At 74.2% G+C, this 23,443-nt stretch carries 25 protein-coding genes and 1 pseudogene; 12 read left to right on the forward strand and 14 right to left on the reverse strand.

Annotation, left to right across the window (positions count from 1 at the left end; genetic code table 11):
- From ACFYUY_RS27190 to ACFYUY_RS27205, 4 genes are all read right to left on the reverse strand, one after another.
- Positions 1-417, reverse strand: coding sequence for an NUDIX domain-containing protein (locus ACFYUY_RS27190; RefSeq protein ID WP_387904450.1), 417 nt, complete (start codon positions 415-417; stop codon positions 1-3).
- Between the two features lie 10 nt (positions 418-427).
- Positions 428-637, reverse strand: a complete 210-nt coding sequence (locus ACFYUY_RS27195; RefSeq protein ID WP_360210834.1) for an SPOR domain-containing protein — start codon at positions 635-637, stop codon at positions 428-430.
- A 135-nt stretch (positions 638-772) separates the two neighbouring features.
- Positions 773-2,113 (reverse strand): DUF4190 domain-containing protein, encoded by a 1,341-nt coding sequence (locus ACFYUY_RS27200; protein WP_387904452.1) that lies wholly within the window; start codon positions 2,111-2,113, stop codon positions 773-775.
- A gap of 254 nt (positions 2,114-2,367) precedes the next feature.
- A complete protein-coding gene (locus tag ACFYUY_RS27205; protein WP_387904455.1) occupies positions 2,368-3,183 on the reverse strand; it encodes a methyltransferase domain-containing protein in 816 nt (271 codons plus the stop codon).
- A 158-nt stretch (positions 3,184-3,341) separates the two neighbouring features.
- On the opposite strand from ACFYUY_RS27205, the pseudogene ACFYUY_RS27210 reads away from it, so the two are divergent.
- Both ACFYUY_RS27210 and ACFYUY_RS27215 read left to right on the forward strand, forming a co-directional pair.
- Positions 3,342-4,471 (forward strand): annotated as a pseudogene (locus tag ACFYUY_RS27210) (dihydrofolate reductase family protein).
- Positions 4,472-4,544: 73 nt separating this feature from the next.
- The gene (locus tag ACFYUY_RS27215) at positions 4,545-5,210 is read left to right on the forward strand and encodes an HAD-IA family hydrolase (protein WP_360210840.1); all 666 of its coding nucleotides are present in this window, start codon (positions 4,545-4,547) and stop codon (positions 5,208-5,210) included.
- A 35-nt stretch (positions 5,211-5,245) separates the two neighbouring features.
- Here the strand turns inward: ACFYUY_RS27215 and ACFYUY_RS27220 are convergent, their stop codons facing one another.
- Together ACFYUY_RS27220 and ACFYUY_RS27225 are read right to left on the reverse strand one after the other, a co-directional pair.
- Entirely contained in the window at positions 5,246-7,075 is a 1,830-nt protein-coding gene (locus tag ACFYUY_RS27220) for a caspase family protein (RefSeq protein ID WP_387904458.1), read from the reverse strand.
- 2 nt (positions 7,076-7,077) lie between these two features.
- Positions 7,078-7,509 carry a hypothetical protein gene (locus ACFYUY_RS27225; RefSeq protein ID WP_360210844.1) on the reverse strand — a complete coding sequence of 144 codons (432 nt, stop codon included), beginning with the start codon at positions 7,507-7,509 and terminating at the stop codon, positions 7,078-7,080.
- A gap of 179 nt (positions 7,510-7,688) precedes the next feature.
- Here ACFYUY_RS27225 and ACFYUY_RS27230 point away from each other — a divergent pair, with 179 nt between their 5' ends.
- Together ACFYUY_RS27230 and ACFYUY_RS27235 are read left to right on the forward strand one after the other, a co-directional pair.
- A complete protein-coding gene (locus tag ACFYUY_RS27230) occupies positions 7,689-7,958 on the forward strand; it encodes a type II toxin-antitoxin system Phd/YefM family antitoxin (RefSeq protein WP_360210846.1) in 270 nt (89 codons plus the stop codon).
- A complete protein-coding gene (locus ACFYUY_RS27235) occupies positions 7,951-8,214 on the forward strand; it encodes a type II toxin-antitoxin system RelE/ParE family toxin (RefSeq protein ID WP_360210848.1) in 264 nt (87 codons plus the stop codon). The genes ACFYUY_RS27230 and ACFYUY_RS27235 overlap by 8 nt, the downstream gene beginning before the upstream one ends.
- Before the next feature lie 134 nt (positions 8,215-8,348).
- Here the strand turns inward: ACFYUY_RS27235 and ychF are convergent, their stop codons facing one another.
- Complete coding sequence (gene ychF, locus ACFYUY_RS27240; RefSeq protein ID WP_360210850.1) at positions 8,349-9,422, reverse strand: redox-regulated ATPase YchF; 1,074 nt, start codon at positions 9,420-9,422, stop codon at positions 8,349-8,351.
- 392 nt (positions 9,423-9,814) lie between these two features.
- Between ychF and ACFYUY_RS27245 the strand changes: the two genes are divergently transcribed.
- Positions 9,815-10,300: a DUF6542 domain-containing protein gene (locus tag ACFYUY_RS27245; RefSeq protein WP_360210852.1), complete on the forward strand. Its 486-nt coding sequence runs from the start codon at positions 9,815-9,817 to the stop codon at positions 10,298-10,300.
- A gap of 29 nt (positions 10,301-10,329) precedes the next feature.
- Here the strand turns inward: ACFYUY_RS27245 and ppgK are convergent, their stop codons facing one another.
- Both ppgK and ACFYUY_RS27255 read right to left on the reverse strand, forming a co-directional pair.
- The gene (gene ppgK, locus ACFYUY_RS27250; protein ID WP_360210854.1) at positions 10,330-11,076 is read right to left on the reverse strand and encodes a polyphosphate--glucose phosphotransferase; all 747 of its coding nucleotides are present in this window, start codon (positions 11,074-11,076) and stop codon (positions 10,330-10,332) included.
- Positions 11,077-11,231: 155 nt separating this feature from the next.
- On the reverse strand, positions 11,232-12,206 hold the full coding sequence (locus ACFYUY_RS27255; protein ID WP_360210856.1) for a 4-hydroxy-3-methylbut-2-enyl diphosphate reductase: 975 nt from the start codon (positions 12,204-12,206) through the stop codon (positions 11,232-11,234).
- Between the two features lie 87 nt (positions 12,207-12,293).
- Here ACFYUY_RS27255 and ACFYUY_RS27260 point away from each other — a divergent pair, with 87 nt between their 5' ends.
- The 4 genes from ACFYUY_RS27260 to ACFYUY_RS27275 all read left to right on the forward strand — a co-directional run bounded on the left by ACFYUY_RS27260 (position 12,294) and on the right by ACFYUY_RS27275 (position 16,009).
- Positions 12,294-13,658 (forward strand): APC family permease, encoded by a 1,365-nt coding sequence (locus ACFYUY_RS27260; protein ID WP_360210858.1) that lies wholly within the window; start codon positions 12,294-12,296, stop codon positions 13,656-13,658.
- A 76-nt stretch (positions 13,659-13,734) separates the two neighbouring features.
- On the forward strand, positions 13,735-14,958 hold the full coding sequence (xseA, locus tag ACFYUY_RS27265; protein WP_360210860.1) for an exodeoxyribonuclease VII large subunit: 1,224 nt from the start codon (positions 13,735-13,737) through the stop codon (positions 14,956-14,958).
- Between the two features lie 78 nt (positions 14,959-15,036).
- The gene (locus ACFYUY_RS27270) at positions 15,037-15,294 is read left to right on the forward strand and encodes an exodeoxyribonuclease VII small subunit (RefSeq protein ID WP_360210862.1); all 258 of its coding nucleotides are present in this window, start codon (positions 15,037-15,039) and stop codon (positions 15,292-15,294) included.
- 112 nt (positions 15,295-15,406) lie between these two features.
- Entirely contained in the window at positions 15,407-16,009 is a 603-nt protein-coding gene (locus tag ACFYUY_RS27275) for a malonic semialdehyde reductase (protein ID WP_360210864.1), read from the forward strand.
- Positions 16,010-16,156: 147 nt separating this feature from the next.
- On the opposite strand, the gene ACFYUY_RS27280 is transcribed toward ACFYUY_RS27275, so the two are convergent.
- Entirely contained in the window at positions 16,157-16,693 is a 537-nt protein-coding gene (locus tag ACFYUY_RS27280; protein ID WP_360210866.1) for a DUF4245 domain-containing protein, read from the reverse strand.
- A gap of 215 nt (positions 16,694-16,908) precedes the next feature.
- Here ACFYUY_RS27280 and glpX point away from each other — a divergent pair, with 215 nt between their 5' ends.
- On the forward strand, positions 16,909-17,949 hold the full coding sequence (gene glpX, locus ACFYUY_RS27285; protein ID WP_360210868.1) for a class II fructose-bisphosphatase: 1,041 nt from the start codon (positions 16,909-16,911) through the stop codon (positions 17,947-17,949).
- Positions 17,950-18,048: 99 nt separating this feature from the next.
- Here glpX and ACFYUY_RS27290 read toward each other — a convergent pair whose 3' ends face one another.
- Together ACFYUY_RS27290 and ACFYUY_RS27295 are read right to left on the reverse strand one after the other, a co-directional pair.
- A complete protein-coding gene (locus ACFYUY_RS27290; RefSeq protein WP_387904535.1) occupies positions 18,049-18,456 on the reverse strand; it encodes a WhiB family transcriptional regulator in 408 nt (135 codons plus the stop codon).
- Between the two features lie 331 nt (positions 18,457-18,787).
- Positions 18,788-19,603, reverse strand: coding sequence for a DUF1707 domain-containing protein (locus ACFYUY_RS27295; RefSeq protein ID WP_360210872.1), 816 nt, complete (start codon positions 19,601-19,603; stop codon positions 18,788-18,790).
- A 145-nt stretch (positions 19,604-19,748) separates the two neighbouring features.
- Between ACFYUY_RS27295 and ACFYUY_RS27300 the strand changes: the two genes are divergently transcribed.
- Positions 19,749-21,416, forward strand: coding sequence for a fumarate hydratase (locus tag ACFYUY_RS27300; protein WP_360210874.1), 1,668 nt, complete (start codon positions 19,749-19,751; stop codon positions 21,414-21,416).
- Positions 21,417-21,586: 170 nt separating this feature from the next.
- Here the strand turns inward: ACFYUY_RS27300 and ACFYUY_RS27305 are convergent, their stop codons facing one another.
- A complete protein-coding gene (locus tag ACFYUY_RS27305) occupies positions 21,587-22,345 on the reverse strand; it encodes a GntR family transcriptional regulator (RefSeq protein ID WP_360210876.1) in 759 nt (252 codons plus the stop codon).
- Between the two features lie 199 nt (positions 22,346-22,544).
- Between ACFYUY_RS27305 and ACFYUY_RS27310 the strand changes: the two genes are divergently transcribed.
- Positions 22,545-22,829: a hypothetical protein gene (locus ACFYUY_RS27310; RefSeq protein WP_387904466.1), complete on the forward strand. Its 285-nt coding sequence runs from the start codon at positions 22,545-22,547 to the stop codon at positions 22,827-22,829.
- Between the two features lie 294 nt (positions 22,830-23,123).
- Here the strand turns inward: ACFYUY_RS27310 and ACFYUY_RS27315 are convergent, their stop codons facing one another.
- Positions 23,124-23,408, reverse strand: coding sequence for a hypothetical protein (locus ACFYUY_RS27315; protein ID WP_360210880.1), 285 nt, complete (start codon positions 23,406-23,408; stop codon positions 23,124-23,126).
- Positions 23,409-23,443 lie beyond the last annotated feature (35 nt).

The following is a 23,443-nucleotide window of genomic DNA, read 5'->3' on the forward strand; positions in this document are numbered from 1 at the left end:
TCAGCCGGCCAGCAACCGGGCGACGTGCGGCAGGACGTCCCGGTCGTGGTCGATCCAGTCGACGCCCTCCAGCTCGGCGGGCCCGAGCCAGCGCAGCTCGTCGTGGTCCTCCAGCGGACGCGGGTCACCGGCGAGCAGCTCGGCCGCCCAGAACCGCAGCTCCAGGCCCGGCCGGACGGTCCAGGCGCCCGGCAGCCGCCGCAGCGCCCGGGCCCGGACGCCCAGCTCCTCCAGCAGCTCCCGCTCCAGCGCCTGCGCCTCGGTCTCGCCCGGCTCGGCCTTCCCGCCCGGGAACTCCCAGCGCCCGGCCACCGACGCGGGCGCGCTGCGCCGGGCGGCGAGCACCCGCCCGCGGTGGATGAGCGCGCCGCCGACGACGATCCTGGTTCCGGTGGGTGTCCCGCTGGCCTGGTCCATGGCCCCGACCTTACGGCGTGGGCGCGCCCGCCCCCGGCCGGCCCGGGCCCCGGTCGCCCCCGGGCGCACCCGCGGCCTCGTCCTCGACCCAGTACAGCTGCTTGTGGCCGCGGGCCTCGAACTCCGCCGCCAGCCGTTCCGCCTCGGCCCGTTCCAGCCCCCCGGCGACGAGGTAACGGTTGCCGTTGTCGTCCTGGCGCATCACCCGAAAGGCGTCCATGGCGGGAGCGTATCCCCGGCCGGCGTGGGGGTCTGGCCGGGGATCCGCCGCCGCGAGGCTACGCGCGGCGCGCTACCGGCGAGTACGGACGGTGTTAACGGCGGGTAACCGAATCCGCCGCGGGCGGGCGGCGTCTCAGACCTGGAGGTCGGGCACCTGCTCGCCGGTGGACAGGCCGAGCCCGCGCCGGATCTCCACGCTGAGCGGCACCGTCTTGGTCACCAGCGCCCTGGCCCGGCGGACGTCGCCCTCCAGGTCGGCGCCGGCGGCCGCGGCGTCCCAGGAGCCGGCGGCCGCCCGCTGGGCGGCGGCCAGCCGGTCGACCGTCGGCTTGACCTCGGCCGGCCACCCGTTCGAGTCCTTGCCCAGCGCCGTAGCCTCGGCGTGCGAGGCCAGGGCCATCAGCCGGGCCCAGTCCCGGTACTCGGACGGCGCGTCGGCGACGGACTTCTTCGGCTGCTTCCCGTAGACGTCGTTGAAGCCGCGGACGGCGTCCAGGTAGGCCAGCTGGGCGGGGGTCAGCTTGCTCCGGTCGGTGCGGACCGTCCCCAGGTGGTCCCCTTCGCGGTCCTCGAAGGCGCAGGTCACGTAGCGCTCGCCGGACTTCCAGTTGCCCTGGGTCGGGTAGAGGTAGACGTCGTCCATGCCGTCCGGGACGGCCCACTGGTCGAGCGCGTAGTCGTCGAGCACCTTGCGGCACAGCTCGGCGGCCACCTCGCGGACCCGGCTCTCGCCCGGGTAGGACGGACCGTGGGGGGACGGGATCATGGCCGTCCCGGCCACCTCGCCGTGGTGCGGGGCGGAGCACGGCACCCGGCGCACCCAGAACAGCGTCTCGTCGCCGCCCGCGGGATCCCTCCGGCTGCCGTTCTCGGGGGTGTTGTAGCAGTCCCCGGACTTCAGCGCGGCCCAGGCGACCGAGCCGGCCGGGGCCTTCGGGGGCCGGCCCGACCGGTCGTCCGGGCCGTCGACGGACAGCCCGACGACGGCCAGGGACATCAGCGCCGTCCCGACCCCGCCGAGCACCAGGCCGGTCAGCGCCATCCCGAAGCCGCGCTCGCCGCGGCGGTTGATCTGGACCAGCCCGATGATGCCGAACAGCAGGGCCAGCGGCGCCACCAGGACCAGGCCGGTGACCAGGGAGGCGGCCGCGAAGCCGTTGGTGGCGGGGGCGGCCTGGGGATAGGCGAAGCCGGGCTGGAAGCCGGACTGCGCGGCCGGGGGCACCGCGGCCCAGCCGCCACGGGTGGGCGGCGCGGGCGCGGGCTGGGGGGCCGGCCACGGCGCGGCGGGTGCGGGGGGCCCGGCGGGCGCGGCCCACGGGTCGGCAGGCGCGTCGGCGGACGGGGACGGCTCCGGGGCAGCGGTGGGCACGGGCGGGGCGGGCTGGGCGGGTGCCGCGTCGGCCGGCTTGCGCAGGTCCACCGCGGCGGGCTCCGGCCCCGACACGGGCGGCTCGGACTCAGGCTTGGACACGTGGACTCCCCCGGCCCGCCGGTACGGGCATCAGCTCGGCAGTGCGACTCGTCGGCCCGCCCCCGGCAGCGGGCCGGAGCGGCCCGAAGGAGTCCGGGTCGAGCGGACGCGCGACTTTATCCGATCTTTCCGAACGTCCGCGCGAACGTTTTCCCCGGTCCACCGCGCACCGGGCGGCCGACGGCCGCCACCCGTCGACCGCGGGAGCACCCGCCCGGCCCGCCGCGCCGCCGGCCACGCAGTCAGCCGCGTCGTCAGCCGCGCGCCAGGATCTCGCCGTGCAGCATCGAGAACCAGCCGTCGTCCTCGGCGGTCCACTCCCGCCAGCCGGCCGCGATCGACTCCAGCTCGGCCCGGTCCGCCAGCCCCCGCTCCACCGCCGCCCGGCCGATCGCCGTGCCCGTCACCCGGTCCGCCCACATCCCGCCCCACCAGGCCCGCTGCCCGGGCGTCGCGTACGTCCAGGTGCTCGCGCCCGCCGTGACCTCGGCGAAGCCCGCCGCCCGGGCCCAGGACAGCAGCCGCCGCCCGGCGTCCGGCTCGCCGCCGTTGGCCCGGGCGATCCGCTCGTACAGCTCCAGCCAGCGGTCCAGCGCCGGCGCCTCGGGGAACCAGGTCATCGAGGCGTAGTCGACGTCCCGGGCCGCGACCACGCCGCCCGGCGCCGCCACCCGGCGCATCTCCCGCAGCGCGGTGACCGGGTCGGCCACGTGCTGCAGCACCTGGTGGGCGTGCACGACGTCGAACCCGCCGTCCCGGAAGGGCAGCCGGTGCACGTCGGCGACCTCGAAGACGACGTTGGCCAGGCCGCGTTCGGCCACGTACCCGGCGGCCTGCGCCAGCACCTCGGCGGAGGTGTCGACGGCCACCACCCGCCCGGTCGGGCCGACCAGTTCGGCCAGGTCGGCGGTGATCGTGCCGGGGCCGCAACCGATGTCCAACAGGACCTGACCCGGGCGCAGTTCGGGCAGCAGGTAGGCGGCGGAGTCGGCCGCCGTCCGGGAGCGGTGCGAGCGCAGCACCGCCTCCTGGTGGCCGTGGGTGTAGACGACGGGCTGCTGTCCGGTCATGGGATCCCCCCTGGGACGTGGTCGGTTCCGCGACACTCCGAACGCTAGCCGGTCATCCACATTCCGAGAAGATTCGTCTCATTCCTCGAACACTCGACCGCCCCGGCACCCACGCCGGCCGTACCGTGGAGGCCCACCCGACAGAACGGTCACCCGCCATGCCCGGCCAGCGCCCCTTCGTCCTGCTGAGCGCCGCCGTGTCGCTCGACGGACACCTCGACGACGCCTCCCCCGAACGCCTGCTGCTCTCCAACCGGGCCGACTTCGACCGGGTCGACGCGGAGCGCGCGGCCGCCGACGCGGTCCTGGTCGGCGGCAACACGCTGCGCACCGACAACCCGCGCCTGCTGGTCAACGACCCCGACCGCCGGGCCGCCCGGCTCGCGGCCGGCCGCCCCGCGTACCCGTTGAAGGTGACGCTCAGCGCGAGCGGCGCCCTCGACGCCGGCCTGCGCTTCTGGCACACCGGGGGCGCCAAGCTCGCCTACACCACCGACGCCGGCGCGGCGGTGCTGCGCCCCCGCCTGGACGGCCTGGCCGACGTGGTGGCGCTCGGCGGGTCGGTGGACCTCGGCACGGTGCTGGACGACCTGGGCGCGCGGGGGGTGCGCCGGCTGATGGTCGAGGGCGGCAGCGGGGTGCACACCCAGTTCCTCGCGCAGGGGCTTGCCGACGAACTGCAGCTGGCCGTCGCCCCGCTGCTGGTCGGCCAGGCCGGGGCGCCGCGGTTCGTCCGCCCGGCCGCCTTCCCCGGCGGACCGGCCCGGCGGATGCGCCTGCTGGAGGCGCGTACGGTGGGCGACGTCGTCCTGCTCAGGTACGCCCCGAAGGAGTCCGCCGCGTGACCACCGACCTCGACCACCTGCGCCGGGCCGTCGAACTCTCCCGCAGCTGCCCGCCGTCCGAGACCGCCTTCTCGGTCGGCGCGGTGATCGTCGGCGCCGACGGCGAGGTACTGGCGGAGGGCTACAGCCGGGAGGTCGACGCGCACGCCCACGCCGAGGAGGCGGCCCTCGGCAAGCTCCCGGCCGACGACCCGCGGCTGCGCGGCGCGACCGTGTACAGCTCGCTGGAACCGTGCGGCCGACGGGCCTCGCGGCCGGTGCCGTGCGCCCGGCTGCTCATCGCGGCGGGCGTGCCGCGGGTGGTGGTGGCGTGGCGCGAGCCGGACCTCTTCGTCACCGACTGCCAGGGGGCCGCGCTGCTGGAGGCGGCGGGGGTCGAGGTGGTGGAGCTGCCGGAGCTCGCCGAGGAGGCCCGGGCGGTCAACGCCCACTTGCTCGGATGATATTTTGTATCATCGAGGAACAAACGACTCAGCCCTGCGTCGTCCGTCCGCCGCGCCCGCGAGGAGCCTCCCCATGCCCGCCGCCCCGATCCAGCTGACCGCCCACGCCCTCCTCCTCGACATGGACGGCACCCTGGTCAACTCCGACGCCGTCGTGGAGCGGTGCTGGGGCCGCTGGGCCGAACGGCAGGGCCTCGACCCCGCCGCCGTCCTGGCCGTCGCCCACGGCCGCCAGGGCCACGCGACCATGGCCGCCCTCCTCCCCGACCGCCCCGTCGAGGTCAACCTCGCCGAGAACCGTCGGATGCTCGCCGAGGAGCGCGCCGACACCGACGGCGTCGTCCCCGTGCCCGGGGCTCCCGCCTTCCTGACCGCCCTCGCCGACCTGCCGCACGCCCTGGTCACCTCCGCCGACGAGCCGCTCGCCACCGTCCGGATGGCCGCCGCCGGCCTGCCGCTGCCGCCCGTCCTGATCACCGCCGAGTCCGTCGGCGCCAGCAAGCCCGACCCGGAGGGCTTCCTCAAGGGCGCCGCCGCCCTCGGCCACGCCCCCGCCGACTGCCTCGCCTTCGAGGACTCCGGCGCCGGCATCGAGGCCGCCCGCGCGGCCGGCGTGCGCGTCGTCGGCATCGGCCCGCGCGCCCTCGCCCACCGCCCCGACGCCCACGCCGACACCCTCCGGGACGTCACCGTCACCGCCGGCCCCGACGGCACCCTGACCGTCACCGTCCGCCGCTGACCGGTGCGTCCGGCGCGGTCACCCGTCCGGCGCGGTCACCCGCGCTGGATGCCCGCCGCGTCGAGCAGCAGGCCCTTGCGGCCGCTGCGCAGCTGGGCGACCAGGGCGGTGCCGCGGGCCTCGAGCGCGAGGTACCACGACCCCGGCAGCAGGACTCCGACCGGCTCCCGGGCCGTCGCCCCGAACAGCGGACGCACCTCCGGAACCGCGAACCAGAACGGCTGGAAGTCCGGGCTCGGACCGGTCGCCGAAGCGGCGTCGATCAGCTTGGACAGCCGGCGCACGTCCCCGGCGCGGCCCTTGGTCCCCCGCCGGACACCGTGCGTCGTACGGAGCAGCCCCCGGGCGGTGGCCGACGCCTGGACGAGCAGGCCCTGGCCCCGATGCTGCAGGGCCAGGTAGCACCGCCCCGCCTCCAGCACCCCCACCCTGCGGTCCGAACCGTCCTCCGCCATCAACGGGTGGTGTTCCAGCGGCAGCACGAACCAGAACGGCACGAAGTCGACCTCCCCGGCCTCCGCGTGGTCGGTGCCGTCCCGCTGGATCCCGCTCAGGTCGAGCAACAGTCCCTGCGTTCCGTCCGGGAGCTGGACGACCAGGGCGGCCCCCCGCTCCTCGACACCGAGGTACCAGGTGCCCGGCCGAACCTCGCCCACCGGATTCCACGACCCGTCCAGCGCGAGCAGCGGACGGGTCGCGGGCACTGCCAGCCAGTACGGCGAGAACTCCGGCTCCGCGGCCTCCGGTCCCCCGCCCTCCGGCTCCGCGGCCTCCGGCGGGTCGGCGTTGCCGTTCTGGATCCCGTCGACGTCGAGCAGGAACCCCGTCGTGCCGTCCGCCAGCTGCACCCGCAGGGCGCCGCCCTGCCCGTCGACGGCCAGGTACCACGTCCCCGGCTCCACCACACCGACGGGCTCCAGCGAGCCCTCCCCGAAGAGCTCGCGCGCCACCGGCACCGCGAGCCAGAACAGCGCGAAGTCCGGATCCGGCTTGGCCGCCAGCACCGCCACCAGCCGGGCCGCCTGACGCAGCTTCTCCCGGGCGTCCGCCTCCGCCGTCCGGCGCCGCTCCTCGCCCGCGCGCCGTTCGCCGTGCCCCGGCGCGCCGCTCGGCGCCGGCCGCACCGCGGCGGCCCGGTTGCGGGCGATCGCGATCCGGCTGCCGTCGTCCCGGCTGCGCTTCTGCGGTATCGGCCGGGACTTCTCCGAGAGCCGCTGCGCCAGCTGCCGGAAGAGGGTCTCCATGTCGAGCAGGTCCGGCCCGCCGGGCAGCCCCGCCTCCAGCAGCCCGATGAGTTCCCCGCTGAAGGCCGTGTAGCGCTCCCCGGGAGGCGCGAGGGCGGCCCTGGTCGCCGAGGTCGCGGTGAGCACCACGCTGCCGTTGATCACGGCCTGGTCGGCGATGTGCTCACCCGCGCTCATCGCGCCGGCCAGCGCCCGGCCGCTGTAGCAGCAGTCCAGCACCACCACCGTGCGCCGGGCCCGGGCCTGCGGGTCGAGCACCGCGCGCCGCAGGGACTCGTACCGCAGCGCGGTGTACTCGGAGTCGCGGACGGTGTCCGGCAGGGTCAGGTGCAGCTCGTCCGTGTAGTCGTCCGTCAGGCCGTGGCCGGCGTAGTAGACCAGCAGGGTGTCGGTGGCCTCGCGCGCCTTCTCCCGGACGGTGTCCAGCACCTGCCGCGCGCTGCCCGGCTGGGCGATCACCGTGCACGCCCCGGCGGGCAGCCCCCACACCGCCGGGTCAGTGAGCACCCTGCGCAGCGCCTCCAGGTTCGCCGCCACGGCCGGCAGCCCTTCCAGGTGGAGGTAGTCGTGGACCCCGATGAGCACGGCCGCCGACCGGCCCGGGTCCGCCAGTGCGGCCACGGCTACTCGGCGTCTCCGGTCGCCGGGACCGGCGCCGCAGCGCCCGGCCGTGCCGACTGGGCCGGGAGCCCGGGCGGAGCGGGCCGCTCCAGCTGCTCCAGGATCCGGCGGACCTCCTCGGCGGAGCCGCCCTCGACCACCACCGTGGCGCCGCCGCACTCGATCCGCACCCGCGGCCTCCCCCGGCGCGCGTCCCGCCAGGTCGCCACGGCGGTGACCAGGCCGGCCAGCGCGATGCCGTTGGCCAGCACCACGTTGACGACCTCCAGGACCTCCCCCATCCGGCCCTCCGCCGGATCGGCCGCCCCGGCCCGCACCTCACTGCCCCGCAGTTCGGGCTCCGCCAGCAGCCACCGGCGCAGCGAGCCCGCGGCCTCGGCCTGCTCGCCCTCCCGCCCGTCCCCCGCCGGCTCGACCGCGAGCGCGACCTCCACGCCCAACACCTCTCCCCCACAGCCCGGTTGTCCGCTTCAGCGTAGAGGAACCCCCGCCCGCCGGACCGCCCTTCACCGGATCCCGAACGACCGAAGGCCCCAGCCCCGCCGTCCCGGCCGATCCGGAGCGGAACGCATTCCCGTTGTGTACACATGGGACACTCGGTACTCTTGGGCGCATGACACAGCCGCTGCCCATAGAGTCCATCCGGGACGTGCGCGCCCACCTGGCGGAGGTCGTGGAGCGCGCGGACCGCGACGACGTGCCCACGGTCATCACCCGCCGGGGCAAGCAGGTCGCGGCCGTCGTCTCCATCGAGGTGCTGCGCAGGTACCAGGAGTGGGAAGAGCGCGAGATCAATCGGATCATCGACGAGCGCATGGCCACCCCGGCGCCCGGTATCCCGATCGAGGACATCATGAGGGAGACGCTGGCACGCGGTGAGTGAGTACCGGACCGTCTTCCGCCCCGAGGCGCAGGCCGAGCTCCGGAAGATCCCCCGCGACACGGCGCTGCGCATCCTGGCCAAGCTGACCGAGCTGGAGACCGACCCGCTCGGCTTCAACACGACCGCACTCGTGTCCCGGCCCGACCGACGCCGCCTGCGCGTCGGCGACTACCGCGTCGTCTACACGATCGACAACGGGGAGCTGGTGGTCTGGGTCGTCCACGTGGGACACCGGTCCACCGTCTACGAGACCTGATCACCGCCGGTCCCGCACCGGAACGTCCGGCACCCGTCCGGCGCGGGTGACGCCGAAGGGGCCGGACTCCACGGAGTCCGGCCCCTTCCCCCGTGCTGCCAGCGGCGTCAGCGACGTGCCGCCGTGCCGGCCGCTCAGACGTTGAAGCGGAACTCCACCACGTCGCCGTCCTGCATGACGTACTCCTTGCCCTCGATGCGGGCCTTGCCCTTGGAGCGGGCCTCGGCGACGGAGCCGGTCTCGACGAGGTCGGCGAAGGAGATGACCTCGGCCTTGATGAAGCCCTTCTGGAAGTCGGTGTGGATGACACCGGCCGCCTCGGGGGCCGTGGCGCCCTTCTTGATGGTCCACGCGCGGGTCTCCTTGGGACCGGCGGTGAGGTAGGTCTGCAGGCCGAGGGTGTCGAAGCCGACCCGGGCGAGGGTGGCCAGGCCGGGCTCCTCCTGACCCATCGACTGGAGCAGCTCCAGCGCCTCGGCGTCGTCCAGCTCGATCAGCTCGGACTCGATCTTGGCGTTCAGGAAGATGGCCTCGGCCGGGGCGACCAGCGCGCGCTGGGCGTTCTTGAAGTCCTCGTCGGCCAGCTCCTCCTCGTCCACGTTGAAGACGTAGAGGAAGGGCTTGGCGGTCAGCAGGTGCAGCTCGCGGATCGGGGCGGTGTCGAAGCCGGCCTCGAAGAGGGTCTTGCCGGTCTCCAGGACGGCCTGCGCGGCCTCGGCGGCGGCCAGCACGGGGGCGGTGTCCTTCTTGAGGCGCGCCTCCTTCTGGAGCCGCGGCAGGACCTTCTCAATCGTCTGGAGGTCGGCCAGGATCAGCTCGGTGTGGATGGTCTCGATGTCGTCCTTGGGCGACACCTTGCCGTCCACGTGCACCACGTCCGGGTCGGTGAAGGCGCGCACGACCTGGCAGATCGCGTCGGACTCGCGGATGTTGGCGAGGAACTTGTTGCCCAGGCCCTCGCCCTCGCTGGCGCCGCGCACGATGCCGGCGATGTCGACGAAGTCGACGGTCGCCGGGAGGACGCGCTGGGAGCCGAAGATCTCGGCGAGCTTGGCCAGGCGCGCGTCCGGGACGCCGACGACGCCGACGTTCGGCTCGATGGTGGCGAACGGGTAGTTGGCCGCCAGCACGTCGTTCTTGGTCAGGGCGTTGAACAGGGTCGACTTGCCGACGTTCGGCAGGCCGACGATTCCGATCGTGAGCGACATGAAGCGCAGTCCCGTGGGCTTGGAGGAGTTGGGTCGGCACCGTACGGGCCGACCCCCAAGTCTACGGGCAGCTCCTCACCCCCCGGTCGCCGCCGGGAGGGGCTCGGGTCCGGCGGTCACGGTGCGCCAGCGGGGCCGGACGGGTCGGGGCCCTGATCGACGGTCACATCAGTACCCGGTCCGGGGACACGGGACAAGACCTGAACGGTCCATTACACAGTGTGGCGATGATCGGACCGTACGTTGGGCGGGTGGAGCAGAGCATCCGTACCCAGCCGCCAGGGCCCAGACGCCGACCGCCGAACGGCGCGGCCGGGGCCGCCGTCCCCGGTCCAGGCCGGGCTCCCGAGACCTCCGGACCCCCCGGCGCCCCCGCCTCCCGGCTGCGCCCCGTGGCCGGCGCGCCCGCCGCGGGCCGCCCGGCCGCGCCCGGGCCGCGGTTGCGCCTGCCCCTGCGCGGGCGCTCCGCGCCCCGGCTGTACGGCCGCCGCAGGACCGGACGGCCGACCCGGCTGACGGCCGTCGGCACCGGCGTGGTCGCGGTGCTGGCCACGCTCGCGGTGGCCGGCCTGGACCGGCTGCTGTTCGACGGGCTCGGCTGGCTGTTCGGCCTGGGCTACCTGGTGGTCTGCTTCCAGCTGGCCGTCCGGGTGCGCTACGCCGACCTGCTGGCCGCGCCGATCAGCGGGCCGATCGCGTTCGCCCTGGCGCTGCTGGCGTTCGGGCCGGTCGGCTCCTCCGGGGTCACCGCCCAGGTGGTGGCGCTGGCGACCGGGCTGGCGCTGCGGGCCGGCTGGCTGTTCTCCGGCACCGGGCTGGCCGCGCTGATCGTGCTCGCCCGGTTCGTGGCCCAGCGCCGGATCCACCGCTCCCGCTGAGCCCGGCCCGCGGCAGCCGCGGGCCGGGCTCAGCCCGCCGCCCGGGCCGCCGCCATGGCGGCGCCGACGATGCCGGCGTCGTTGCGCAGCTCGGCGGGCACCACCCGGGCCTCCCGGTGGCGCAGCAGCGGCAGGAACTTCTCGTGCTTGCGGCTCACCCCGCCGCCGATCACGACCAGCTGCGGCGAGAACAGCATCTCGACCAGGTCCAGGTACTCGTCGACGCGCCCGGCCCACTGCTCCCAGTTCAGTCCGTGCCGCTCCTTGGCGGCCGAGGAGGCCCGGCGCTCGGCGTCCTTGCCGCGCAGTTCCAGGTGGCCCAGCTCGGTGTTGGGCACCAGCGCGCCGTCCACGAAGAGCGCGCTGCCGATGCCGGTGCCGAAGGTGAGGACCAGCACCACGCCCGACTGGTCGTGGCCGGCGCCGTGGGCCGTCTCGGCGATACCGGCCGCGTCGGCGTCGTTGAGCACCGTCGCCGGCAGGTCCAGCGCCTCGCGGAAGAGGCCCTCGGCGTCCAGGCCGATCCAGCCCTTGTCCACGTTGGCGGCGGTCCTGGTCCGGCCGCCGACCACCACGCCGGGGAAGGTCAGCCCGACCGGGCCCTGGTGGTCGAAGTGGCGGACCACCTCGCGGACGGCGGCGACCACGGCCTCGGGTGCGGACGGCTGCGGGGTGAGCACCTTGTGCCGCTCCTGGGCCAGTGCGCCGCGGCCGAGGTCCACCGGGGCGCCCTTGATGCCCGAACCGCCGATGTCCACGCCGAATACCGCCGTCATCACGACCACCCTCCGCCCGTGGCGGCGGACCCGCTTGTCCACAGCCTGTGCACAAAGTTACGAGAGCGGGTTCGGCCGCGCACAGCGAAGGGACGGGTCCGGGACGCGACGGAGCCCGGCCCCCCTCGGGGTGCCGGGCTCCGTGCGGAGGCGGACTACAGCTTGCCGGCGGCCTCGGACCGCAGGTCGCGGCGCAGCTCCTTGGGCAGCGAGAAGGTGAGGTGCTCCTCGGCGGTCTTGACCGTCTCGACGGTGTCGTAACCGCGCGCGGCCAGCCACTCCAGGACGCCCTCGACGAGGATCTCCGGCACCGAGGCGCCGCTGGTCAGACCGACCGTGGTGACGCCCTCCAGCCAGGCCTCCTGGATCTCCTCGGCGAAGTCCACCAGGTGGGCGGCGCGGGCGCCGTACTCCAGGCCGACCTCGACGAGGCGGACGGAGTTGGAGGAGTTCCTGGAGCCGACCACGATCAGCAGGTCGGTGTCGGGCGCCATCTGCTTCACCGCGACCTGGCGGTTCTGGGTGGCGTAGCAGATGTCGTCGCTGGGCGGGCTGACCAGCGCCGGGAAGCGCTTCTTCAGCTCGCCGACGGTGGCCATGGTCTCGTCCACGGACAGCGTGGTCTGGGACAGCCAGACGACCTTGGACTCGTCCCGGACCCGGACGTTGGCGACGTCCTCGGCGCCGTCCACCAGGTGGATGCGGTCCGGCGCCTCGCCCATCGTCCCGACGACCTCCTCGTGGCCCTCGTGGCCGACCAGCAGGATGTCGAAGCCCTCGTCGGCGAAGCGCACGGCCTCCTTGTGCACCTTGGTGACCAGTGGGCAGGTGGCGTCGATGGTGGCGAGCTTGCCGGCCTTCGCCTCGTCGTGGACGGACGGGGCGACGCCGTGCGCGGAGAAGACGACGATCGAGCCCTCGGGCACCTCCTCCGTCTCGTCGACGAAGACGGCGCCCTTCTTCTCCAGGGTCTGCACCACGTACTTGTTGTGGACGATCTGCTTGCGGACGTAGATGGGCGCCCCGTACTGCTCCAGGGCCTTCTCAACGGCGATCACGGCGCGGTCGACACCCGCGCAGTAGCCCCGGGGGGCGGCGAGCAGGACACGGCGCTGCGCGGTGTTGGACATGGGTCCATCGTACGGGCGGCGGCGAGCCGCGCCGACGTGAGGCGCCTTCCGGACGGACCCGGTCGTCGGTGCTCAAATGTGGTGTCTATGAGCTCCACGAGCGATCAGGCGCCGCCGGGCGCCCTGCGGCGCAGCCTCGGCGTCCGCGACCTGGTGGTCTACGGCCTGCTGTTCATCGCCCCGATGGCCCCGGTCGGCGTGTTCGGCGTGCTCGACGCCAGGAGCCACGGGGCCGTCGCCGCGGTCTACCTGGTGGCGACGGTGGCGATGGGCCTGACCGCCTTCTCGTACGCCCAGATGGTGCGCGCGGTGCCGCAGACCGGCTCGGTGTTCGCCTACGCGCGGGCCGGGCTGGGCGAGGGGCCGGGGTTCATCGCCGGCTGGATGGCGATGCTCGACTACCTGCTGATCCCGGCGGTCGCCTACCTGTTCTCCGGCATCGCCCTGCACTCGCTGGTGCCCGGGGTCTCCCGGTGGGTCTGGACGGCGCTCGCGGTGCTGGTGACCACCGCGCTCAACCTGGTCGGGGTGCGGACGGCGGCGGTGGTCGGCTTCGCGGTGCTCGCGATGGAGCTGGCGGTGCTGGCCGTGTTCGTCGCCGCGGCCGTGGTGGCGCTGGTCCAGGACGGCCCCCGGCGGGGCTGGGACACCCCGTTCACGGCCGTCGGCGGCTTCTCGCTCGCCGCCGTGCTCTCCGCGGTGTCCGTCGCAGTGCTGTCCTACCTGGGCTTCGACGCGATCGCGACCTTCGTCGAGGAGGCGGTCGGCGCCTCAGCGGCCGTCGCCAGGGCGGTGCTCTGGTGCCTGGTCCTGGCCGGAGTGCTGTTCGCCGCGCAGACCTACCTGGCGGCGCTCCTGGAGCCGACGACCCCGCAGCAGCTGGCCGCCGACCCGGCGGCACAGGGCTCGGCCTTCTACGACACGGTGGAGAGCGGCGTCGGGCACTGGCTGCACGTCCTGGTGGCGGCCGGCAAGGCCGTCGGCGCGGCCTTCGCGGCCCTGGCCGGGCAGGCGGCCGCCGGGCGGCTGGTCTACGCGATGGCCCGGGACGGCCGGCTGCCGCGCGCCCTCGGCCCGGTCGACCCCGCCAGCGGCGTCCCGCGCCGGGCGCTGCTGACGGCCGCGGTGATCACCATGGTCGCGGCGGTCTGGGCGGCGAACCGGGACGACGGGCTGGACCAGCTGACGTCGGTGGTCAACGTGGGCGCGCTGACCGCCTTCGCGCTGCTGCACGCCTCGGTGATCGGCTGGTACACGGTGCGGCACGGCTCGCGCGACCGGCTGCGGCACCTGGTCGCCCCCGGGCTGGGGATCGCGGTGATCTGCGCGGTGGTCTACGAGGCCTCGGCGACCGCGCAGCTCGCCGCACTGATCTGGCTGGCGGCCGGGCTGGTGGTGCTGGGCGTGCAGGGCTCCACCGGGTCGGGCGGGCCGGTCGGCGGCCACCGCTGAGCCCGCCCCGCCCGGCCGCCCCGGCACCGGCCGTCGGGCCCTGGGCCTGTCCGACGGGACCGCTAGCCTCGTACGCATGGCCAACACCAGCTCCCCCGAAGCCCCGCTCCCGGTCGGCAAGGTCTCCGCGCTGATCGGCGGCTGGATCGACCGGCTCGGGGCGGTGTGGGTGGAGGGGCAGATCACCCAGCTGAGCCGCCGGCCAGGGGCGGGCGTGGTGTTCCTGACCCTGCGCGACCCGCAGGCGGACGTCTCGCTCACCGTGACCTGCTTCCGTTCGGTGTTCGACCAGGTCGCGGAGGTCGTGCAGGAGGGCGCGCGGGTCGTCGTGCACGCCAAGCCGGAGTGGTACGCGGCACGCGGGCAGCTGTCCCTGCGGGCCTCGGAGATCCGGCCGGTGGGGCTGGGCGAGCTGCTGGCCCGGCTGGAGCAGCTGAAGCGCAGGCTCGCCGGGGAGGGCCTGTTCGAGGCCGGGCGCAAGCGGCCGCTGCCGTTCCTGCCGCAGTGCGTCGGCCTGGTGACCGGGCGCGGCTCCGCGGCCGAGCGGGACGTGCTGGAGAACGCCCGGCGGCGCTGGCCGGCGGTCCGCTTCGAGGTGCGCAACGTCCCGGTGCAGGGGGTCAGCGCGGTGGAGCGGGTGAGCGCGGCCGTCCGGGAGCTGGACGAGCACCCCGACGTGGACGTGATCATCGTGGCGCGCGGCGGCGGCAGCGTCGAGGACCTGCTGCCGTTCTCGGACGAGGGGCTGGTGCGGCTGGTCGCGGCCGCCCGGACGCCGGTGGTCAGCGCGATCGGGCACGAGCCGGACCAGCCGCTGCTGGACTTCGTCGCCGACCTGCGGGCCTCGACCCCGACCGATGCCGCCAAACGGGTGGTTCCGGACGTCGGCGAGGAACTGGCCAAGGTCCGCCAGCTGCGGGACCGGGCCCGCCGACACGTCCTCGGCCGGGTCGACCGCGAGCAGCACGGGCTGGACGGCCTGCGCAGCCGCCCGGCGCTGGCCGCCCCGCAGCGGATGCTGGACGGGCGCGGCCAGGAGGTCGAGGCACTGCTGGAACGGGCTCGGCGCACCCTGCGCCACCGGCTGGACCACGCGCAGAGCGACCTCGGGCACACCCTCGCCCGGGTGGTGGCGCTCTCCCCGGCGGCCACCCTGGAGCGCGGCTACGCGGTGCTGCAGCGGGCGGACGGCACGGTGGTGACCGACCCGGGGCAGGTCGCGGCCGGCGAGGGGCTGCACGCCCGGGTGGCGGCCGGCTCCTTCGGGGTTCGCGTGGAGGCGCCCGCCGACGAGGACTGAGCCGGTCGGCCCGGCCCGCGGCCTCCGGTTCGTCCGGTGGCGGCCGTTCTGTCGGCGCCAGCCCCTACGCTGGCACGCATGGCAGATCAGCAGGAGCAGCAGGCCGCGGCGGCGCCGACCCCGGACGACGCGCTGGGCTACGAGCACGCCCGGGACGCGCTGCTGGACGTCGTCCGGCAGCTGGAGAACGGCGGGACGTCGCTGGAGGAGTCGCTGGCCCTGTGGGAGCGCGGCGAGCAGCTGGCGAAGGTCTGCCAGCGCTGGCTGGACGGCGCCCGGGCCAGGCTGGACGCCGCGCTGGCCGCCGAGGAGGGCGGGCCCGCGGCCGGGGAGTGACGCGGCTCACACCGCCCCGGGGAATCGTTGAACGTTCACCCATGTTGGGATGATGTGACCGGCTCCGGCCGGACACTCCGACGAACCCCTCCCGCATGAGGTGCAGACAAGCATGACCACCGAAGCCCTGGTACTCGACGCCGCCGCTCAGGACCTGCTGTTCCGCGAGGCCCGCACCGCGAACACCTTCACCGACGAGCCGGTCTCCGAGGAGCAGGTCCAGGCCATCTACGACCTGGTCAAGTTCGGCCCGACCGCCTTCAACCAGCAGCCGCTGCGCGTGGTCCTGGTCCGCTCGGCCGAGGGCCGCGAGCGCCTCGTCCAGCACCTCGCGGACGGCAACAAGGCCAAGACCGCCGCCGCCCCGCTGGTCGCCATCCTGGCCGTGGACAACGAGTTCCACGAGGAGCTGCCGACCCAGCTCCCGCACTTCCCGCAGGCCAAGGACGTGTTCTTCTCGGAGCGCAGCGTCCGCGAGCAGTCCGCCACCCTGAACGGCGCCCTGCAGGCCGCCTACTTCATCATCGGCGTGCGCGCCGCCGGCCTGGCCGCGGGCCCGATGACCGGCTTCGACGCCGAGGGCATCAACAAGGAGTTCTTCGGCGACGGCGAGCACTCGGTGCTGGCCGTGGTCAACATCGGCAAGCCGGGCGACGACGCCTGGTTCGCCCGTTCGCCGCGCCTCGCGTACGACCAGGTCGTCACCACGGTCTGATCCGCCGCACGCACGAGGGCCCGCACCGGTTCGTCCGGTGCGGGCCCTTCCGTGTGCGCACGGGGGCGCCGGGGGTCGCACGGGGGCCTGCGAGGGCGCCCGCCGGGGCGCACCCGGCCCCTCCGGGCCGGCCGCGGGGCCCCGCGGCTACTTGAGCGCCTGCGCCAGCTCGGCCAGCTCCTCGTAGGAGGCGGTGCCGGTGAGCACCGTGGTCGCGCCGTCGGACTGCACGACCAGCGCGCGGGACTTCTCGCCCTGCAGGCGCTCCCAGGTCCGCCCGGCCACCTCCGAGGTGCCGTCCGGCTTGGCGCCCGCGGCCTTCTCGCCGACCAGCGCGTCGCGCGGGACGTCGCTCTGCTCGACCGCCGCGTACTGGCCGGACGGCGTGACGAAGCCCAGGTGCCAGGCGTTGCCCTGGCCCTTGCCGTTCGCGGCCGGCTGGTAGCCGACCGAGGTGGCCCGCCACTGGTCGGGGAGGCCCTCGGGCGAGAGCAGTCGGTAGGGCGCACCGCGCTTCGCGGAGGCCGCCGCCACCTTGTACTCGACCACGTGCACCGGGTCGCCGTCCGCGTCGTGCGGCAGGAACAGGTACCCCACCCAGACCACGACGCCGACGGCCAGCATCGACAGGACCATGTCCCGCACGGTCTGCCGGCCCCTCATGCCCTTGCTCTCTCCAGCCACCCCCACATGGTGACTCATCCACACACCGCCCCGGCCACCCGGGGTGCCCACGAACGGGTGAAGCGGGACGAACCGCCACCCTCCGCACCCGGGGGGCGACCCGCGCCACAGACAGTCATCTCGTGGGCAGATACGATCGCAGGACCCTCACCACGGCGTTCGACCAGGCAGTAGTCGGGCGCTCACTGGCCGTCGCGTACAGAGAGGTAACGACGATGACCACGCAGTACCCGCACCACCTTCCCAGCGCCCTTGAGGTCGCGCCGGAGGCTCCCGACCGGAACCTCGCGCTCGAACTCGTCCGGGTCACCGAGGCGGCCGCGATGGCCGCCGGCCGGTGGGTCGGCCGTGGCGACAAGAACGGCGCCGACGGCGCCGCAGTCAAGGCGATGCGCACCCTGGTCTCGACCGTCTCGATGAACGGCGTCGTCGTCATCGGCGAGGGCGAGAAGGACGAAGCCCCGATGCTCTACAACGGCGAGCGGGTCGGCGACGGCACCGGCGCCGAGTGCGACGTCGCGGTCGACCCGGTCGACGGCACGACGCTGACCGCCAAGGGCATGAACAACGCCGTCGCCGTCCTGGCCGTCGCCGACCGCGGCACCATGTTCGACCCCAGCGCCGTGTTCTACATGGACAAGCTGGTGGCCGGCCCCGAGGCCGCCGAGTTCGTCGACATCACCGCCCCGCCGGCCGTCAACATCCGCCGGGTCGCCAAGGCCAAGGGCAGCGCCGTCGAGGACGTCACGGTCGTCGTCCTCGACCGCCCCCGCCACGACGGCCTGGTCCGGGAGATCCGCGAGGCGGGCGCCCGGATCAAGTTCATCTCCGACGGCGACGTCGCCGGCGCCATCATGGCCGCCCGCGAGGGCACCGGCGTCGACCTGCTGATGGGCATCGGCGGCACCCCCGAGGGCATCATCGCGGCCTGCGCCATGAAGTGCATGGGCGGCGTGATCCAGGGCCGGCTGTGGCCCAAGGACGACGCCGAGCGGCAGAAGGCCCTCGACGCCGGCCACGACCTGGACCGGGTGCTCACCACCAACGACCTGGTCAGCGGCGAGAACGTGTTCTTCGTCGCCACCGGCATCACCGACGGCGAGCTGCTGCGCGGCGTGCACTACCGCTCGGAGACCGCCACCACCAGCTCGCTGGTGATGCGCTCCAAGAGCGGCACGATCCGCGAGATCAACTCCGTCCACAAGCTGTCGAAGCTGCGGGCCTACAGCGCGATCGACTTCGACCGCGCCAACTGAGACCCGGACGACCGCGACCGCGGCCCCGGCGGAATCCCCCTCCGCCGGGGCCGCGGCGCGTCCGGCCGCGATGCCCGCCCCGGGGCCCGGCCCGCGCCGTCAGCCGGCTATCCGCCGCTGCCCCGCCGCCACCCGCGAGGCCTCCCGCAGTTCGGCGTCCCGGCGCCGCCGCCGGGCCAGCACCACCCGCCGCTCGGCCGCCGTCAGCCCGCCCCAGACGCCGTACGGCTCCGGCTGGGCGAGCGCGTGCTCACGGCACTCCAGCAGCACCGGACAGCGGGCGCACACCTGCTTCGCCTGCTCCTCGCGCGACAGCCGCGCCGCCGTCGGCTCCTTCGAGGGCGCGAAGAACAGCCCGGCCTCGTCCCGCCGGCAGGCCGCCCCGGTGTGCCACGGGTTGTCCTCGCCCGACCCCGGACCGCCGGCCGGGCCGGGCCCGCCGGGGGACCCCGCGGCAAGGCCCTGGGAACCCGGCCCGCCCGGGGGCTGCGGCTGCCGCCTGGCCACCGGAGGTCGCTCCAGCAGCTGCGCGGCGGCGACGGGCGAGGTGGTGCGGGACTCGATCGGATGCAGCACGGCCGTACTCCTGACGAGACTCTCGGACACGGGGAAGCTCGCTCCCCTGCCCGGCTGCGAGCCCCCGCTGTCCAACCCCCGAACCGGCCGCTGGGCCGCCTCCGGTGTGCAGCCGTACAAGAAGCGATGTGCGGAAGGAACTACCCCGCCGGACGCGATTCATGCACACTGCACGCAATCGACTACACAGCGCACCCGGAGCAACGCCGAGCGCCCGACCGGGAGTTGATTTCCGGTCGGGCGCCGAGTGGGACAACCCCGGCTATTCCGTGCCGAGTTGCTTGCGCACCCACTCCTTGAGCTTCTTGCCGCGCCGCGGCTTGGCCTCGCAACCACCGAAGATCGCAACGCCCTTGACCCGCACCACCGGCGCGTACGGATCCGCCGCCGTCTGCTCCCGGACGTCGAACCCGCCGAAGATGCCGACACCGCTGCCATGCAGGCTCACGTTCTCCGGGACCCGGATCTCGACGCCGCCGAACAGCGCGGTCACCTCGATCTCCACCTCGGGCGACTCGAACACCGCGTCCGTCAGGTCGATCTCCACGCCGCCGAAGGCCGCGAAGGCCCTCAGGTGCGAACCCACCCGCCAGCGACCCTTGCGGGAGGCTCCGCCGAAGACCGCCACCATCGACGGCGACTCCTGGCGCGCGGGCGGCAGCGCGGGGGCCACCGGGCGCGGTGCCGGGGCCTCCAGCGGGGGCTTCTCGAAGGACAGCGGCCGGTGGCCGGGGAGGTCCCGGGTGAGCGGCACCAGGTCGCCGAAGGTCTTGGCGGCGTACGCGGCCCCGATCCGCTCCGCGTGCTCCTCCGCGTCCAGCCGACCCTCCGCGTAGGCGTCCCGCAGGAGCTCCGCGATCCGCTCGCGGTCGGCGTCGGACACCCGCAGGTCCGCCTGCGCGACGGGCGCGTGCAGCGCCTGGGGCTGGGATTGCGGCTGGGGTTGGGCCTGCGGCTGGGGCCGCGGGGCCGGCGCGCGGTCCGGCTGCGGCTCCGGTCGGGTCTCGGGCTTGGTCATCGGCACGGGCGCCGGCACCGGCGGCTGCCCCGGATCGTCCTGCGGCGGCGAGTTGTCCACGGCGCAAGCCTAGTCGCTCGCACTCCTGACCGAGTGAGCCCCGTCACGCAGGCTGCCCTGTCCGCATGCGACGCAAGGCCGGGTCCTACCCTGGATGGTGCTTCGCCGACGCAGCCGGATCACTGGAAACCTAAGGACCGCCCCCATGGCTCCCACGCCAGACTTCGAGTACAGCGACCTGCTCCCCCTGGGCGCTGACCCGACCCCGTACCGCAAGCTCACCTCCGAGGGTGTCTCCACCTTCGAGGCCGGCGGTCGCACCTTCCTCCAGGTCGAGCCCGAGGCGCTGCGGCTGCTCACCGCCGAGGCGATGCACGACATCTCGCACTACCTGCGCCCCGCCCACCTCGCCCAGCTGCGCCGCATCCTGGACGACCCGGAGGCCAGCCCCAACGACCGCTTCGTCGCGCTCGACCTGCTGAAGAACGTCAACATCTCGGCCGGCGGCATCCTCCCGATGTGCCAGGACACCGGCACCGCCATCGTCATGGGCAAGCGCGGCCAGAACGTGCTCACCGAGGGCGGCGACGAGTCCGCCATCGCGCGGGGCGTCTTCGACGCGTACACCAAGCTCAACCTGCGCTACTCCCAGATGGCCCCGGTGACCATGTGGGACGAGAAGAACACCGGCAACAACCTGCCGGCCCAGATCGAGCTGTACGCCACCGACGGCGACGCGTACAAGTTCCTCTTCATGGCCAAGGGCGGCGGCTCCGCCAACAAGTCGTACCTGTACCAGGAGACCAAGGCCATCCTGAACGAGGCGAGCATGCTCTCGTTCCTGGAGCAGAAGATCCGCTCCCTCGGCACCGCGGCCTGCCCGCCGTACCACCTGGCCATCGTGATCGGCGGCACCAGCGCCGAGTTCGCGCTCAAGACCGCCAAGTACGCCTCCGCGCACTACCTGGACAACCTGCCGACCGAGGGCGACGCCAGGACCGGGCACGGCTTCCGCGACCTGGAACTGGAGGCCAAGGTCACCGAGCTGACCCAGAAGATCGGCATCGGCGCCCAGTTCGGCGGCAAGTACTTCTGCCACGACGTGCGCGTCGTCCGCCTGCCGCGCCACGGCGCCTCGCTGCCGGTGGCCATGGCCGTCTCCTGCTCCGCCGACCGCCAGGCACTCGGCAAGATCACCGCCGAGGGCGTCTTCCTGGAGCAGCTGGAGACCGACCCGGCCAAGTACCTGCCGGACACCACCGACGAGCACCTCGACGACGACGTCGTGCGCATCGACCTCGACCAGCCGATGTCGGCGATCCGCGGCGAGCTGTCCAAGTACCCGGTCAAGACCCGGCTCTCGCTCACCGGCACCCTGGTCGTCGCCCGCGACATCGCGCACGCCAAGATCAAGGAGCGCCTGGACGCCGGCGAGGGCATGCCGAAGTACCTCCAGGACCACCCGGTCTACTACGCGGGCCCGGCCAAGACCCCCGAGGGCTACGCCTCCGGCTCCTTCGGCCCCACCACGGCCGGCCGGATGGACTCCTACGTCGACCAGTTCCAGGCCGCCGGCGGCTCCATGGTGATGCTCGCCAAGGGCAACCGCAGCAAGCAGGTCACCGACGCCTGCGCCCAGCACGGCGGCTTCTACCTCGGCTCCATCGGCGGCCCGGCCGCCCGCCTCGCCCAGGACTGCATCAAGAAGGTCGAGGTCCTGGAGTACGCCGAGCTCGGCATGGAGGCCGTCTGGCGCATCGAGGTCGAGGACTTCCCGGCCTTCATCGTCGTCGACGACAAGGGCAACGACTTCTTCCGGGAGACCACCGAGGGGCCGCTGATCACCAACCTGCGGGTCCGCTCCAAGGAGTAGCCCCCGCCCCGCCCCACCGCCGCCCCGGCCGCACCACGCGCCCGGGGCGGCGGCGTTCCGGGGGGCGAGCCGGTGCGGGCCGGTGCGGTGCGGGCCGGTGCGGTGCGGGCCGGTGCGGGCCGGGGCGTCGGACGCGTGCGGGCCGGCGAGTTGGGCCGGGCCGGGGCCGCTCAGGCGTCGAAGTCGTACTCCAGGACGTAGGAGGCCGCGTCGAGGATCATCTCGTTGAGCTCGACGACCTGGCCCTCGTCGGCGAAGGCGGTCCGGCAGATCAGGATGACCGGGGTCCCGGCGGAGAGCTCCAGCCGGGCGCCCTCCTCGCCGCTGGGCATCCGGGAGCGGACCTCCTCCCGGAAGTGGACGGGCTTGGCGCCTATCTCGGCCAGGCGCGCGTAGGTGCCGCCCGGGCCGGTGTCCTCGCGGGTGATGGCCGTGCCGGCGACCAGCCCGGCCGGCAGGTAGGAGGTGGACAGCAGCACCGGCTTGCCGTCCAGGACGAAGCGGCGGTGCCGCACGCACATCGGCGCGCCGGGGTCCACCCCCAGCACCCCCGCCACGTGCTCGGGCGCGCCCAGTTCGGTGACCGACACCTGGTCGACCACCAGCGACCGGTTGTCGATGTCGGCCGACCATATCGACCGGCCCGACCCCCACTGCCCCTGCGCCAGCCGCTGGATCCCGCGCCGCCGCAGCGGCCGGAAGTCCCGCACGAAGACCCCGGCACCCCGGCGCGCCTCGGCGATGCCCTCGCTCTGCAGCACGCCCAGTGCCTGGCGGGCCGTCATCCGGGCGACGCCGTACTCGTCCATGAGGTCGTTCTCGCCCGGGAGCCGGTCCCCGGCCCGGTAGCGGCCGGTGCCGATGGCCGCCTTCAGCGAGTCGGCGATCCGCTGGTACTTGGGCTGCTTGTCGCCACTGCTGCCGGTCATCGCCGCTCCCTCTCCCTCGGACAAATCCTAGGCGCGCCCACGGCCGCCGGTAAGGAGATACGACCGTTGACATCTCTAGAGATATTAGCTTCTCTAGAGATGCTGGGTAGTCGCCGAGCAGCACCACACACGCACGGACAGCGACCAGGGGGCGGCCCCACCCGGTGCCGCACCCGCACCAGAGCAAGGGAGCAGTGCGGTGAGCACCCGTCAACGCGACGCCGCGGCCTACCGGCCGCACGTGGGTGAACTCGTCCTCGACCGGAGGACCGGACGCACCGGCATCTACATGGACACCCTCGGCGGAGAGCACTACCTGCGCCCCGAGACCGGCGGCTGCGAGTGGACCGCCGAACCGGGCCACCTCTCCCCCGCCCCCACGAGCCCACCCGCCACCGACGACCCCGACCCCGACCCCGCGAGACGGCCGCCGGGCCGCGCGCCGGACCTCTCCGACAGCGCTCGGCTCCGCGCCTGCGCCTGAGATCACGATTCGCTGGAATTGCTCCGGAATCCGCTCAAACCAAGCATTTCGGACCTGGCAATCCCCGGTGAATCCGAAATTCCGGAACGCCCCGCCCACCCCCCGGCACGACACGGGAGGCGCTGGTCACCGGCCGGGCGCCAGGTGCCGGAATCGACCGTACCGCAGCGCCCAATCCCCCATTCCCCGGCATAACGACCGGCGCCCCCACCTTCGCGGCAAGCAAAGCGGGGGCGCCGTCCCAGTCGGATTGCGGCTGGCCGAGGATACCGGGGCAGACGGTTCTGCGGGTGCTTACGGGTGGCTGGAGATGATGCTCTCCGGCTCGTACTTCTTGCCCGGCTCGCCCGTCGTCGGCTCGGCGGGCTCCACCACGTGCTCGGCCTCGTCGCCGAACAGTTCGCCCTCGAGGGCCGCCTTCTGCTCGGGAGTGGGCTCGGTGTATCCGGTCGGGTTCGAGGAGGCGGTCACCGCGCCCTCGACAGCCTTGCCCGCCTCCACAGCAGCCTCCGGGGCCGAGGTCCGCGCCGCGTTGTCGGGCGTCGACGGCTCCGAGGTCTCGCTCTGGTTGTTGGCCATTGGGCGGCCGCCTTTCGGTCATCAAATGTGTTCAG

It is taken from the genome of Kitasatospora sp. NPDC004745, assembly GCF_042873275.1.
Lineage (GTDB): Bacteria > Actinomycetota > Actinomycetes > Streptomycetales > Streptomycetaceae > Kitasatospora.